The organism is Planctomycetia bacterium (genome assembly GCA_015075745.1).
GTDB lineage: Bacteria > Planctomycetota > Phycisphaerae > UBA1845 > UTPLA1 > UTPLA1.
The window spans coordinates 428,026-442,531 of record JABTTW010000001.1; the positions used below are offsets into that span (position 1 = coordinate 428,026).

Here is a 14,506-nt window from a genome sequence, read left to right on the forward strand (position 1 = left end):
GCGTCTCCGCCGTCACTTCATCAGCGCCAACACCGCAATCAGGACCGTCACCACGAATAGCGCACCGAGCACCGTGTACGAGACCCACTGCGGGATGGTGCGCGTGCGATGGCTCCGTTCGCCGAGAACTAAGGTGCCGTCGCGATCGTCGGGCACCAGCGCTCGCAGGAGGTCCATCGAGAGCTGATCGGCGGAGTGATACCGATCCTTGGGGTCCGCCTGAAGACACTGAAGCAGAATCTCACACAGCCTGGGCGGCCAGTTGTCCGGCAACTGTTCGCGGCGAATGCTCTTGGCATTCTGCTGCGAACGAACCATGCCGCTCTTCGTCTTCCCCGTCACCAGCCGATTCTCTGTCATCGCGTAATAGAGCGTCAGTCCGAGACTGTAGATATCGCTTTCCGGTGTCGGCCGCTCCCCTCGCGCCACCTCGGGCGAGATCCAGCCCGGCGTGCCGAGCGTCCGCTCCGCCAATTCCTCAATGCCCGCAAGACCGGAGACGTTCGCGAGCCCGTAATCCGTGACCTTCACCTGCCCCTTGGTGTCGATCATGATGTTGCCCGGCTTCACGTCGCGATGGACCGCGCCGAGGGCGTGACCGGCGGCAATCCCGCGCGCCGCGTGAGCGATGACGTAGCACGCTCGCTGCGCTTCGAGCGGGCCGTCCTGCTCGACCAGCGCCGCCAGCGTCACGCCGCGCACCCGTTCCATGACGAAATAGTAGATGCCCTCCTGCTGGCCCACTTCAAAAATCGTCAGTACATTCGGATGCTGGAGCCCCGCCGCGACGCGCGCTTCCTGAAGAAACATCCGCAGTCCCAGCGGCTGGTGCAATGGATCGATCCGACGAGGCAGCAGCTTGATGGCCACCGCCCGCTGGAGGTCGCCGTCCCAGGCCTCATAGACGTGGCCCATCGCCCCCATGCCCAGCACCGATCGAATCTCGTACTTGCCGAGCGTCTTGCCGATCCACTCCGCCGGCGTCGGGGCCGGAGCCTGGGCATGTCGCGACGCCATCCGCCCCAGGGTCGATCCGTGGTCAGCCGCCGCAAGCGTGGTAGAGCCGAGCTGCGACCACGACGTGGCCGCGCTCTTCAGCGCGTCGGCGACTTCGTCGATCGTCGCGCCGGAATCCCGCCAGACGTGTTTGCAGTGCCGGCACCGCACACGCCGCCCGGCCGTCGGACGCAGCGGGACGTATTGCGCCCGGCACTGCGGACATACCAGTGGAACCGGCTTCCATCCTGCCGGGGTAGACGATGATCGATCTGGGGATTGGCCGCCGTCCTTCATGTTGAGCCGCCGGTCGAAACGCGGCTGCCTCCTGAACGAATACTTCGCCCGCGGAGTATAGACGCTTTGCCTACCACTGCCGAATGAGTATCTTGCAGCCATGAGCTTGCCGGGCATTCCAATTGATGCCAATGACCTAAGCGCGTGGTCCGCCGTTGCCCTGGAGTATCTGCGCGATCAACTCGCAAATGACGCCCCAACAGCGCTCGGCAAGGGCAAGTTCTTCCCCAACTCTCCCCTTGAAGGCGAGGGCTTCACCGTCATCTTTCCGTTTCAATCGCAGCGCGGCGCTCCGGCCGACACAAACTTTTACGTGGCCGTCGGCCCATCGCACAACAATTACTACCCGGCCTACGGCCTCGCGATGGACGAGGCATATGACCTTCACCTCGGCACGCGTTTCATGCTGGTCATGGGCATCGCCCTGCGCAGCCCCGTACCCGATGACGATTTTGAAATCCAGCGCGAGGCCCGGCGCGTCGTGGACCGCATCGCGCCACAGGCGGTGATCGACGATCTGGAGCTGGCCGCTTCGTTCGACGTCGACGGGCAGTTTCACGCGGTCCTTCGCTGCAAGATGGCAGGCAGACCGGTCTATATCTTCGCAGGGGATGCGCCCATCGGGTTCTCAGAGAAGATCAGCCTGTCCCCGGCCGTCGCCTATCGAATACAACTCGGCCGTGTTCTGCGTCACGAGGCCAAACCGGACGACGACTAGGCGCGCACGCATCGTCCGTCACGGCGAAGGAGCAGCCGTCCGGGCCTGCTCCTTCAAACGCGGCATGACCGGCGGCTGCATTTCGGCGGGAAGCCGATCGAAAATCGCGACCAACTCCGCGGCCATTCGAGCCTTCTCCGCATTCACCTGCGCCATCGCGTGCCGATCCCCCGGCAGGCTCCAATTCACGCGGCGCGCGACTTCAAGATCGTCCACCCCACAGGCCATGCCCATCATCGCGCTGAACTTCAGCAGCGTGCGCAGTTCCGACGTCCGATTGCGAAGGCCCACCGGATCGAGGTCCAGCCCCTGTGAGGTCGCGCCGGCGTCAAAGCGAACCTGCAGATTGGCATACGTCTCGGCCTTCTGCATCGCCGCACACACGGCCATGTAGGCGCCCGGCTCGCTCTCGAACCGAAACCGCGCCGCGACATACCACGCATCCGCCACCACGGCATTGACCCGGCGACGGGGCGTCAGTTGATCCACCTGCCGTCCGTACATCTCGGCCGCCAGCCGCGAGACGTCGGCGGCCTGCTTCAATTCTCCCTCGCCGGCCAGCCGCAGCACCTCCATCCGAAATGTCTCCGGTGCAAACGGATCGGGCCACTGGCTCTCATCTGCAATCTCGATGCTGCGCCACGCCTCGTGCACCAGATCGGCCCACGGCTTCGAGACCTCCGGCGATGCCAGATCGCGCGCAATGTACGAGGCGAGCACGTTGTTCATCGGCGAGCGCACCAGCGCCGCCCGCACGCAAAGCAGGTTCTGCATCGCATCCTGCCCGCCGAGATAAATCCGCAAAATGTTCGCCTGTAGATCGTGTGGATCGACGTGCTTCAGGTATCGCTCCAGCGTCGCCAACGCTTCGGCGCGCTCGCCGGACAGCACCAGCGCCTCCGATAGCTTGTATCCCGCGTCCGGATAGGCCGGACAGCGATCGACCAGCTCTCGCCAGGCATCAACCGTTCGTCGGGCAATCTCCGCGAATGCGCCGCCGGAAGCCTTCGCGGCCGCGTCGCCCTGCGCCGCCTTCAGCAATTGCGAACAGAGCATCGCCCGATCGTATCTCGTCGAAAGCCACGCACGCGAGCCGAACTGGCGAATCGCCACATCGTAATCAGCTAGCGCTTCCGCCGGGCTCGCCGCCTGCGCCAGTCTCGCTCGCTCGTGCGCCACCGCGCATCGGGCATCCGCAACGGTAATCAACAAAATCAGCGCGGCGCCGACCAACGATCCCAATCGAACAAGGCTGCCCGATAGCAGACTGGGCTTCGTTGCAGTGTGACTCGTCTTCGCCGCCGCTTGCGGAATTCGCAGAAGCGCCGCCGTCACACCCAGTAGCGTCCAATACCACGGTGACACAACCGGATGCCGTAGATTGATGCTGAGCAACTCGTAAACCATGATCGCAATAAGCCCGGCGGCGCAGCACAGAAGCAAATCCCCCTGCCCTCCCGCCGCACCGCGCCGATACCTGCGAAGCGCGAGCACAATGGTCGCGATCGGCAGCGCGCAATAACTCAGCCCGCCGACGATGCCCAACTCGTGAATCGCCTGTAGCCACTCGCTGTGTGCGTCATACTCGACGCGGCCCCCGAACTGCTTGGCCTGCGTGGAATGGTCGAGCGCATTCACCGACGTCATGTCGCAGACGAACATATCCGGCCCAACGCCGAGAAACGGATGGCGCGGCAGGTCCGTCACGACGTGCTTCCAGTAGCCGGTCCGACTTTGAATCCCCTGTCGCACACCGGCGCGAGGCGAGAGATAGCGTTGTTGAACGACGAAGCCCGCAGCCGGAACGATTACGAGCCCGACGATCACCCACCAGCGCAGCTTCCCGGATCGGCCGCCCTTGAAGACGCCGGCCACGACAATGACCGCGAGCGCGACGCCAATGGCCAGCCAGCTCGCCCGCCGCGCCGCGTAAATCGTCAGCACAAGCCCGGCAATGACGACAAGGCCCACCCAGACCGTGCGCGCAAGGCCCCTCGGACGATTCTGATTCGCGGAAGAAATGAATCCCGAAAAAAGCCACGCCGCGCCCATCGCCGTCATCAACGCCCCCAGCGCGCCGGTGATCGTCACCGGGCCGACCGGCAACTCAAACGCAAACACCCCCAGTGCCAGACGGTGCCATAGCGCCGTCACCACCGCCAGCGCGGCAACCCCGGAAGCCAGCAGCAGCAATAGCGGAATCCGCTCCCTCGGCAGAAACCGCCGCAGCACAATGCTCCACGCGCTGTAAAGAATCAGCCCGAATATCCAGCCGCGAGAAAAACCGTACGTCCCATTCGCCAGCGCCGAACAGACGGCGACCACAATCACCACCGCCGCCAGCCCTTCGAACCACCACCGCGACAACAATGTCGCTCCTGAAGTCTCCCCCGCCCCGCCTGCTGCTTCCGCCGTCGTCGATCTCGGCGGCCGAAACGCAAATGTGATCAGGACCATCGCCAATCCCACCGGCAGCACATACCGGCGAATGTCCGTCATCCCCGGCATCGCGATCGGAAGCATCAATGTCCGCGCGATCCACGACGGCGGCCACGTGCCCTCCGGGGCGCTGCGGCGAATCTCAGGCACGTCGTTCAGCAGCAGCAGCGCCGACGCCAATACCAGCGCCGCGATGATGGCCATCGCATAGCCGCCGGAAAATGTCGCTATCTGCGCGTCTCGTCTCATGCAGATCCTTCAATCACCGCCACTCGCCGTCGTGCGCCTACTTCCCCGCCGAACGGGCCAGCTCCACCAGCCGCGGATAACTCTCCGGCCGCTGAAACTCCGGCACGCCCTCGAAGCGTTTCACCATCTCAGCCGCGAGGACCGCCACCTCCCCCATCACATCGGAAGGCGATTGTCGCTCCGGCGGAAGACTCCACCCGATGCGCAGCGTGATCTGCTTCGAATCGCCCTTCATCGCCATCAGCATCTGCGCGGAGAATCGCCACAAGTCGCGCAGCGTCTCCGGCGGGTTAACCGGAATAATCACCCCGCCCACATGCGGCGCACCCAACACCGGGTCCGGCACGAACTCCTTCACCGCGTCGCGCATGGCAAACACCTCGGCCTTCTGCGACCGGCGATAAGCCTCGACATAGTTGGTCGGCGAAAGATCGAACACAAATCGCGCCGCCAGATACCACGCATCCGTCTCTGCCGCGGCGGGCCGGCGAAATCGCGAATCGAGCTCCGCGAGCTTTTCCATGGCCCGCGCGGCGCGCATCTGCATTTCCTCCGCGCCCGCCAGATCGCCGGTGAAGATGCGCCGAAACGCCTCTACGCGAAGCACTTCGCAGGCGAGTCGATCCTTCCACGTGTCTTCGTCCCCGCGCCCGACGTCCTCAATCGCCCCCGCCACCCGCGCCGGCCACGCCGCCGCGATCGACGGCGTCTGCATGAGTTGCTGCGCGATCGTCAGCGTGTCCTGTTCCCACCGCTCCCACTTGATCGCGCACAACAGACGCTGCAGCGCCTCCTCAAATGAGAGCTCGCCGATCGCGATCAGGAGCATGTTCGCGTTCTTCTCGTACGGATACACCTCATCGAGGTACTGCCGAAGCGTGGCCACCGCCCGCGCCGTGTCGCCCGCAAGATGCTGCGCCTGCGCCAGTTGAAAGCCCGTCTTCAGATACGCCGGCGCCCGGGCATACAGCATCTGCCACTCCGCCTCGGTCTGCGCCGCCAGCGCCTTCTCGCCGTCGCTCAACGACCACGCCTGCGTCGTTGCGATTCCCGTTGGCCCGCCCCGCCGCATCTGCAGCCACAGGTTCGTCAGGGCCGTCCCGCGATAGTTGTGCAGCGACAACCACCGCGACGTGCCGAACCTGCCGCGCGCGTTGTCGAGCGCCGTCACCGCCTGCTGCGGGTCCGTGTACATCGTCGACCGCCCGATGCCGTGTTGATATGCCCGCGAGATGTCCGCCGAGCAGAGCCAGATGATCATGACCCCAAGCACCGCCGCCGACCCGCGACCAAGTGCGCCCGGCGCCGATATACGCTCACTCTCCCGATTGCCCGCCTCGCTCGATCGACAAACCCCCAGCGCCACCCCGAGCATCGTCCAATACCACGGTATCACCGTCGCCCCGCGCAGGTTCACGCTGCTCAGCTCGTTCACGTACAGACAAACTATCGCCGCGGCCAGCGCCAGCACCACTCGCCGCCGCGCCGCATCCTGTGAAGAAGCCCACGTCCGCAGGCACATCGAAATGATCAGCAGCGGAATCGCCGAATACGCCAACCCGCCGGGGATGCCCAATTCAAACACCGCCTGAAACCACTCGTTGTGGGCATCGGCATCGACACCCCCGTGCAGGATGTTCGGCATCTGGCTGCGCACCGGCGCCAGCTTGTTGGTCATCTCGCAGATGAACATGTCCGGCCCGAAACCAAGGAGCGGCGACTCCGGCAGCATCCGGACCATCGTTTCATAATAAATGTAGCGCACCTTCAGCGGGATGCTGGTAATCCGCTTGGAGCTCTCACTCTGCTGCCAGATAAACGCGACCGCGCCGACCAGCGCCAGCGCCGCAAACCCCACAACAACCCCGCGCCACACCCGGCTGGGCCTGCGAACCCACACGACGACGCCGCCGATCAACGCCAGGCTCGCCAGGAGCCCCATGATCGCCCCGCGCCGTCGCGCCTCGTAGAGCAGCCAACAGGCGAGAACAACGACGATGATAGCCGCAAAGCTCGACGCCGCGCTGGGCTTCGCCCCCTCCCCACCGCCGAACCATCGCTCCGCCAGCCAGACCGCCGCGAACACGCTCCAAAATGCCCCGAAGCACGCCGTCACCGTCACCGGGCCGACCGGTAGCTGAAAGAATCGCGGCCCCATCGCATACAAGTGCCACAACGATAACACCGATCCCACGACAATCAGCCCCAAGACGTACCCGAAAATGCCCCCGATATTCTCCCACGACGTCACCCGGGCCAGCGCCAGCATCCAGCCCAGGCCCATGCACAGAAAAAAGATGTACCCGCGAGAAAGTTCCCATGTGTCGTTGATGTAGGCCGATGAGATCGCACAGACGATGGTCAACCCCGCCAGCGCTTCCGGCCCGAAGCGCTTCGCCCAACTCCAACCTCCGCGAAGATCCTTCGCCGCCGCCGGTTCGCCGCGTCCTCGCCGCAGCGCATACGCAAACAGCAGACAAACCAGCCCCGCCGCGCACGCATACCACCGCAGGTCAGAAACGTCCGTCAACCGAATCGGCGCCGCCAGTATTCGGTCGAGAACCGAGGCCCAGTCCTGCTCGCGCGTCGAGGCCGTCGGCTTCGCCACGTCGCATAGCAGCAGCGTCGAATTGAAGAGCACCAGCAAAACGATCGCGGGCACGAATCGGCCCGACGGCGAAGGTTTGTGATCGGCGACGCGTCGCATCCGTGGCATTATTCCGACGTGCGCGAGCAACGCAACAGGCCCGCCGCGCCGACGCTTCAGCTTCCGCTTCCGCTTCCGCCGCCGCGGACGCGATGAATCATGGTGCTGGCTTGCGTCTTGATGCCGCGAAGCTGACTGGCCAGGGCCTCGGCGTTCGGCGCAAACTGCATCGCCACGTCCATGAAGACCATGTCCGTCTCTACCAGCTTGGCGATCGACGATGTGAAGGTGTGCATGCCCTCGCGCTCGCTCGACGCGATCAGAGATGGGATATCGGAGTCCTGCTCCTTGCGGATGAGTTCCTTGCAGGTCGGGCTGTTAATCAGCACCTCGGTCGCCGGCACCAGCGGATGATCTTCCTTCGAACCCGGCAGCAGCCGCTGGGCGCAGATGGCCCTCAGCGAATTGGCAAGCGACCCGCGGATGAACTCGTGCTCGCTGCGCGGAAAGAACTCGAGGATGCGCGAAAAGGCCTGCATCGTGTCAGCGCTGTGCAGGCTGCCGAAGACCAGGTGCCCCGTCTCCGCCGCCTGGAGGGCCGCCGTCATCGTGAACTTGTCCCGCATCTCGCCGATGAACAGCGTATCCGGGTCCTGCCGCACGATGTACTTGAGCCCCTCGGCATAGTCGGGAATGTCGATGCCGATCTCCCGCTGCGAAATGATCGACTTGACCGGCCGGAACAGATACTCCACCGGGTCCTCAATCGTCACAATATTGTCGTGACGCGTCTCGTTGATGTGCTCGATCATCGCCGCCAGCGTCGTGCTCTTGCCCGAGCCAGTCACGCCGCAGACGATCACGATCCCCTCGTGCGTTCCTTCGACGATCTTCCGATAGATCGGCGGAAGCAGCAGTTCCTCGAAACTGGGAATCTTAGAATTGACCCGCCGAATCGCCGCGTTCATTCGCGCCGCCGCCCGGAAGATGTTGATCCGGAAGCGATCTCCGTCCGCCAGCTCCGTCGCGAAGTCCAGATCGCCGTACTTCTCATAGAACTCGCGCCGCCCCTCGGGAATAATCGGCGAAATGACCCGGTCGATGTCTTCTCCCGACATCGGCGGCATGCTTACCGTGCGCAGGTTTCCGCCCACCCGATAGGTCGGCGGCAGACCGGCCTTCAGATGAAGGTCGGACGCGCCGTGCGTCTTCATCGCCATAAGAAGCTGTTGAATTGTGACCGGCGCGGCCATTCGTCACTCCATTTGGTCCCGGGAGGCCCCCATCATTGGATTATAACGACTCGCGGCGTTGAATCCCCGCCGCCTCTGGTACTGGTAAAGTTTGAGCGGTTACGTCGGCGTGATGAAGCAGTCGCGCTACTGTTGAGGCTGCAATTCTTGTGTTATTTTTTTGATCCTTTGAGAGTAGTCCGATGTCTCCCACAAACGGTCAAGAGCGTCGTTAATCGCGTCAACGACTTCGGCGTTCATGCTCTCCTCGGGGCGAATCAAGTTGTTCTGTACGAGCCAGTGACTCACAGCGTACCACGGCCACAGCGGGTATCCTTCAGTCAAATGACACTCTGGCGCTGGGAAGCCCCCTGGACCACGTTTCCCGGTTATATATTGATGCACCATTTGGCGGCTGCGGCCCATGCGTCGGGCGATGTCGGCAGCCGTTACCAAATTACATTCATCAACGCGGCGAACTTGAGCGTTAATTCCTGCACTGTGGACATCATGAATCGCGCTGATCATTGCCTCTTCAAGTGATGATGCCAACCGGCTGAACTCAATATAGAGAAGCCCGTATTGAATGCTTAGTGTTCCGTCGTCACACCCCGCCTTAAACAGGGAGTCTTCTACGTCTTGCGTTAGTTCGTGAATGTTTCCAACGATCAACGCAAAATCGAATTCGCGAGGACAGTCCTTCTTCGCCTTGGCACTCATTCTGATACTTCCCCTTCTCCTTCCGACTCCTCTACCTCCCGATGAGGACAGCGATCAACCGCATTTCTAATTTGGCGGGCGTGATTCTCAGGCACCCTCGGCGTTGACCAAACACAGACGATGCATCCACTTCTATCGAAATAAGGACAAAACAATCGCCCCCATGCATGGCCATTGGACATTTTGAGTCGCCAACCCTGTTGTTCGGCATAACGAACAGCCTGCTCTATTGGGGGCTTCGGATGCCTTGGTCTGGGCATCGGCATAATTGTATCACTCGCTTGACAATTGTCAAGCAACTTTCGCAAATTAATAAATAGCAACGTCTTATAAAAGCCAAAAACCGTTACTTAATCAGCGCAATCAGCTCATCCAACGTCCACCGAAAAACAGTTAATCCGGCCGCCTGAGCCGGGGTCTTACCCCCTAGCGTCTCGTGCTTCCGGCAGTAATGGTGATACATGAAAAACAAGGCCATCGGGTATTGGTAAAAGTTGAATCTGGCCCGATCGGCCAGGCCCGAAAAACCCGACCCACTCGACTAGCCCACGACGGTCAGTGACACCGCCCTGCGTTTCCCCCCGGTGACAGTTGCCTCACCGTCCTCAATCTTCCCGTGAAGCGTGTACGGAGTCGCCGCGACGATTCGTACGCGTGCCAGCGTCCCGATCCTCCCCGGCGCGCCGTCAAACACAACGACCTGATCGCCGCCCGTGCGCCCGACAAGCTGGCCGCTCGCCGAATGGGAATGATCGACCTCGCCGCCCCGCTCCTGCTCAGACTCTTGCGCCGCCAGCGCCCGCTTGCTGTGACCCTCGACCAGCACCTCGACGACTTGCTCAAGCATCGCCCGGTGATTCGATAGGTTGATCTCCGCCTGCACCGCGAGCATGTCGTTGTTGCGACGACGCTTGACCGCCTCGGGAACGTCATCGACCAGTCGATGATCCGCCGTCGTGCCCGGTCGCGGCGAGTATTTGAAAATGAAACAATTCTTGTATCTCGCGTCCCGAAGCAGCTCGATGCTCCGCTGAAAATCCTCCTCCGTCTCGCCGCAGAAGCCCACGATCATGTCCCCCGCAAGGGTGATATCCGGCATCTTCGCGCGGGCCCGATCGAGCAGAGCCATGTAGTCTTCGACGTTGTAGCCCCGGTTCATGCGCTTGAGCACGTCGTTGCTGCCGCTCTGCGCGGGAATGTGCAGATACTTGCAGATGCGCGGGCTCGCCGCCATCACGTCCAGGGCCTCGTCGGTGAAATCTCGCGGGAAGCTGGTCACGAAGCGAAGGCGCGGTAGTTGCGGCACCTCGTCATGCACCCGGCGAAGCAGATCGGCGAAGCTCGTCCGCGAGCCTCCCTCTTCATAAAAATAATGGTTGACCGTCTGGCCCAGTAGCGTCACCTCCATGACACCCGCGTCAGCCAGCCTGCGAACCTCATCGACAATCTGGCCCGGCGGCCGATGCACTTCCGGACCGCGCGTATAGGGAACGACGCAAAACGTGCAGAATTTGTTGCAACCGCGCGTGATGCGGACATACGCCTGATGCCGCCCGAAGACCTTCGGCACATCCACATGCGTCGAAAGCCCGAACACGCGTCCGCTGTCGAGCGACTCGAGGTCTTCGTGGTCCCCGGCGTGGCGAACCGGCGTCGTCTTCGTGCGCAGCCGACCTGATAATGCCACGGCCGGCGCGCGATTGGCGCGAACGTCATCCACCAGTCCCGGCAGCCGATGCAGCTCGCTCGGGCCGCAGAGAATGTCCACCTGCGGCATCTTCTTCAGCAGATTATCGCCGTCCCGTTCCGCCATGCACCCGATCACGGCAACGACCTGATCGAAACTCCGCACACGTGAAGATTTAAGCTGCCCCAGTCGTGAATAGACCTTGTCCTCGGCGTGCTGACGAACGCTGCACGTATTGATGACCACAAGGTCCGCCGACTCCATATGTTCCGTCAGTTGGAAACCTCGCAGCAGCAATTCGCCGACAACCAGCTCGCTGTCCAGCGCATTCATCTGGCAGCCCATCGTCTCGACGTAAATGGATTTCGACTCGCTCATCGAGCTGCCGCCCTCTCGCGCAATCGCCGAAGCGACTCGCGGGCATTGACCTTCAGCACCGCGTTGAGCTTCTTGGTGCCCAGGCATTCCTCGTAAAGATCGATCGCCACGTTCAGCCGGCCCATCTCCTCATACCCGCGCGCCGCCCATATCAACCCCTCCGGCGCCCGGGCGTGGTCGGGCATCAAAATCACCAGCTTCATTGCCGCCAGCGCCGCGTTGGCGTGGCGCCCCCGGGCGGATTCAACCCTCGCCTCAAGGAGATACCACTCCGCGCGATCGTTCGCCGATAGTTTGGTCTTCGTCTGTCGGATGATCTTCAAGGCCCGCCGAAGCAGCGTCCCGGCTTCCTTCGCTTCGTCGCCTTCCAGCGCCGACACGATCTGATCGTGCAATTCTCCCAGCGAAACCGTGTCCCGCGACGGCTGCTTCGCCTTCCCACCCGGCTCCAGCGCCGTCACCTGCGCAGGGCTCAACTGGACCGCAAACGCTGCAATTGCGAGAATTGAGAATGTGAGAACCGGCCTCATCGCCGGATTCTACCGGCTCGCGCCGAAAAGGGTCAACGAAAGGCATTGTCCCCCGCGAAAGAACCGGCTCCAATGTCCCGCATGAACGACGACCGCACTGCCCATCCAGCGCGACGCCGAGTCGCGACACTGCTCGGCCTGATCGCCGTTACGTTGCTCATCTCCGGCTGCCACCAGACGCGGTACGTCGCTAATGCCATGCCCGCCGACGGCGAAGAATTGCCGATCCTCTATCGCGTCCAGGGCGTCCATTCCCACGAAACCCGCGCCATGCGCATCGTCGTGCGCGATGCCGCGACCCTCGCCCAAATTCCCATCGCCGACGTGCCGGTGGACTTCTCCACCCAGATGCTTCTCATCGTGACGCTCGGCCGAGTCACGTCCGATCTCTACACCGTGGACATCCCGCGCGTCTGGCGCGAAAAGGGCCGTTTGCGTGTCGAAACATTGCTGCGTGCCCCGCCTCCTGGGGCGCCCGTCTCCATGGCCAGTCCCTACTGCATCGTCGTCGTTCCGCAGTGCGACCTGAACGTCGCCGACTTCATGACCCGCCCGCCGATTCGAGACCGATCATGGCAGCAAAGCGAACCGCCCAAGGATTGGGGCGGCAAGCGCTGACCGCGCGATTTTAGTTTCGTGATTTACGAAGCAAGAAGCGGCAGCGGCAACACGCCCTGCGCAGGTGGCGACTGCTCCGTCTTCACATAGACGTCGTCGTACTGCCCCTGCAGATAATCCCGCGCCGGTCCACCGTGAATATGATCCCACGGCAGTACCTCGTCATAGCCGCGCTCGCGATGGGCGTACCAATCCGGATTGACGCCCGTACTGTCGAACGCCCGCAGCCAGTGCCCGTAAGAGAAACACTCATCCCAACCGTCGAAGCGAGCGCCCCCTCGATAGGCCGCCAGGATGGTCGCAGACAACCGCCTGTCACCTCTCGAAAGCACCGCCTCCAGGATGCTCCGCTGAGGATCGTGGGTCTTGACCGATACCGCCCGGCCGCGAACACGCCGCGACGCGTCGGCGAGAATGCGCCGCGCCTCGATGAAGTACTCCACGCGGGGCTGCGCCGCCCATTGAAACGGCGTGTACGGCTTGGGCACCAGCCACCCGACGCTGCCGTTGATCTTCGCCGGCGCCTTGCCCAGCGCCCTGCGCGCGTTGGACATCTCCACGCACAGTTGATGAATGCCGCGAATATCGTCGATCGTCTCGCCCGGGAAACCGACCATGAAATACGTCTTGATCCGATTCCACCCCGCCTTATAGACCTCGGTGATGCCGTCCATCAGGTTGCCGTCGGTCACCTTCTTGCGAATCGCCGCGCGAAGCCGATCCGACGCCGCCTCCACCGCGATCGTGATCCCGCCCTTGCGAACCTGATTCGCCATCCACGGAATGTTCTGCAGCATCTTGTCCACGCGCAGCGACGGCATCGAGATATTCACGTGCCGCCCCGCGAAGTGCTCGTTCACCCGACCCGCCAGTTCGCGCAAATGCGGATAATCCGCCGTCGAAAGTGACAGCAGTCCCAGCTCCGTATTGCCCGTCGACCAGTATTGCTTCTCGGCGATCTCCAGAATCTTCGCAACGCTCCGCACACCCACCGGCCGCTTGGTGTATCCCGCGTGGCAGAACCGGCACCGCTGCGGACAACCGCGCATCACCTCGATCGCCATCCGGTCGTGAACCACCTCGACAAACGGCACGATCGGCCGCGTCGGAAAAGCCGCGTTCTCAAAGTCAGGCGTCTGGCACCGCTCGATCGGTCGAATGAAAGTCGGATCGCTCGACAGCGACGACGTCATCCGGCGGATCGTCCCGTCCTCGTTGTAACTGACCTCGTACATCGACGGCGCGTAAATCCACGGAAACTTCCGCGCCATGATCTCGATCATCGCCCGCCGGCGCACCCCGCTCGCCTTCAGCTCCTTGTAGAGCGCGAGGATCGCCGCCATCGACTCCTCGCCGTCGCCGATGACCACGAGATCGACAAACGCCGACACCGGCTCCGGATTATCCGCCTGCGGCCCCCCCGCGATCACCAGCGGATGCGAGTCGTCGCGCTCCGAGGCCATCAGCGGAATCCCCGCCAGGTCCAGCATCATCAGCAGATTCGTGAACCCCAATTCATACTGTAGACTGACTGCCAGAATGTCGGCATCGCCCACCGGCTGCCGCGTGTCCCATGTGAAAAGCGGCAACCGCTGGTGCCGCATCCGCGCCTCCGCGTCGATCCACGGACAATACGCCCGCTCGGCACAGACCCCCGGCGTGTGATTGCACAGCCAATAAATGATCTGGCACCCCAGGTGAGACATCCCGATCGTATAGGCATCCGGAAAGGCCACCACCACACGCACGTCCGCGCGATCCCAGTCGCCGTCGCTCACCAACTGATTGATCTCACGACCGATATACTGGCCGGGCTGCTTGATGAAGGGGAGCAATTCCTCGCTGACGCGCGACCCCAGCCCCCGCTTCTCACTTGTCACGTCGGATACCATGAACGTCACGATAAACGAAAGTCCCTTTACATAACAGGCTTGCGCAAACGGACCACACCGTATTACCCCGCGAAACCCCGCGGCATTTCGCGTCTCGGGGACA

The 14,506-nt window shown here is 62.7% G+C and carries 10 protein-coding genes; 2 read left to right on the forward strand and 8 right to left on the reverse strand.

From position 1 onward, the window contains the following. Positions 1-12: 12 nt before the first annotated feature. On the reverse strand, positions 13-1,395 hold the full coding sequence (locus tag HS101_01740) for a protein kinase (protein ID MBE7504987.1): 1,383 nt from the start codon (positions 1,393-1,395) through the stop codon (positions 13-15). Here HS101_01740 and HS101_01745 point away from each other — a divergent pair. Further along, positions 1,394-2,011 carry a hypothetical protein gene (locus tag HS101_01745; protein MBE7504988.1) on the forward strand — a complete coding sequence of 206 codons (618 nt, stop codon included), beginning with the start codon at positions 1,394-1,396 and terminating at the stop codon, positions 2,009-2,011. The two genes, HS101_01740 and HS101_01745, sit on opposite strands and share 2 nt — an antisense overlap. 18 nt (positions 2,012-2,029) lie before the next feature. Here HS101_01745 and HS101_01750 read toward each other — a convergent pair whose 3' ends face one another. From HS101_01750 to HS101_01775, 6 genes are all read right to left on the reverse strand, one after another. Continuing rightward, the gene (locus HS101_01750) at positions 2,030-4,699 is read right to left on the reverse strand and encodes an O-antigen ligase family protein (protein MBE7504989.1); all 2,670 of its coding nucleotides are present in this window, start codon (positions 4,697-4,699) and stop codon (positions 2,030-2,032) included. Positions 4,700-4,736: 37 nt separating this feature from the next. Next, positions 4,737-7,406: an O-antigen ligase family protein gene (locus HS101_01755; protein ID MBE7504990.1), complete on the reverse strand. Its 2,670-nt coding sequence runs from the start codon at positions 7,404-7,406 to the stop codon at positions 4,737-4,739. Positions 7,407-7,462: 56 nt separating this feature from the next. Continuing rightward, positions 7,463-8,599, reverse strand: a complete 1,137-nt coding sequence (locus HS101_01760) for a PilT/PilU family type 4a pilus ATPase (GenBank protein ID MBE7504991.1) — start codon at positions 8,597-8,599, stop codon at positions 7,463-7,465. Between the two features lie 126 nt (positions 8,600-8,725). Beyond that, positions 8,726-9,298, reverse strand: coding sequence for a DNA-binding protein (locus HS101_01765; protein MBE7504992.1), 573 nt, complete (start codon positions 9,296-9,298; stop codon positions 8,726-8,728). Positions 9,299-9,839: 541 nt separating this feature from the next. Beyond that, entirely contained in the window at positions 9,840-11,363 is a 1,524-nt protein-coding gene (gene miaB, locus HS101_01770) for a tRNA (N6-isopentenyl adenosine(37)-C2)-methylthiotransferase MiaB (protein ID MBE7504993.1), read from the reverse strand. Next, positions 11,360-11,893 (reverse strand): hypothetical protein, encoded by a 534-nt coding sequence (locus HS101_01775; GenBank protein ID MBE7504994.1) that lies wholly within the window; start codon positions 11,891-11,893, stop codon positions 11,360-11,362. Before HS101_01775 ends, miaB begins: the two co-directional genes overlap by 4 nt. Before the next feature lie 72 nt (positions 11,894-11,965). Between HS101_01775 and HS101_01780 the strand changes: the two genes are divergently transcribed. Then, complete coding sequence (locus HS101_01780; protein ID MBE7504995.1) at positions 11,966-12,511, forward strand: protease complex subunit PrcB family protein; 546 nt, start codon at positions 11,966-11,968, stop codon at positions 12,509-12,511. 23 nt (positions 12,512-12,534) lie between these two features. Here the strand turns inward: HS101_01780 and HS101_01785 are convergent, their stop codons facing one another. Continuing rightward, positions 12,535-14,412: a TIGR03960 family B12-binding radical SAM protein gene (locus HS101_01785; protein ID MBE7504996.1), complete on the reverse strand. Its 1,878-nt coding sequence runs from the start codon at positions 14,410-14,412 to the stop codon at positions 12,535-12,537. Between the last annotated feature and the right edge of the window lie 94 nt (positions 14,413-14,506).

Coding starts and splice junctions, on each gene's coding strand:
- HS101_01765 (MBE7504992.1), bottom strand. CDS start 9,298: ATGAGTGCCAAGGCGAAGAAGGACTGTCCTCGCGAATTCGATTTTGCG.
- HS101_01760 (MBE7504991.1), bottom strand. CDS start 8,599: ATGGCCGCGCCGGTCACAATTCAACAGCTTCTTATGGCGATGAAGACG.
- HS101_01780 (MBE7504995.1), top strand. CDS start 11,966: ATGTCCCGCATGAACGACGACCGCACTGCCCATCCAGCGCGACGCCGA.
- HS101_01775 (MBE7504994.1), bottom strand. CDS start 11,893: ATGAGGCCGGTTCTCACATTCTCAATTCTCGCAATTGCAGCGTTTGCG.
- HS101_01755 (MBE7504990.1), bottom strand. CDS start 7,406: ATGCGACGCGTCGCCGATCACAAACCTTCGCCGTCGGGCCGATTCGTG.
- HS101_01750 (MBE7504989.1), bottom strand. CDS start 4,699: ATGAGACGAGACGCGCAGATAGCGACATTTTCCGGCGGCTATGCGATG.
- HS101_01740 (MBE7504987.1), bottom strand. CDS start 1,395: ATGGCTGCAAGATACTCATTCGGCAGTGGTAGGCAAAGCGTCTATACT.
- miaB (MBE7504993.1), bottom strand. CDS start 11,363: ATGAGCGAGTCGAAATCCATTTACGTCGAGACGATGGGCTGCCAGATG.
- HS101_01745 (MBE7504988.1), top strand. CDS start 1,394: ATGAGCTTGCCGGGCATTCCAATTGATGCCAATGACCTAAGCGCGTGG.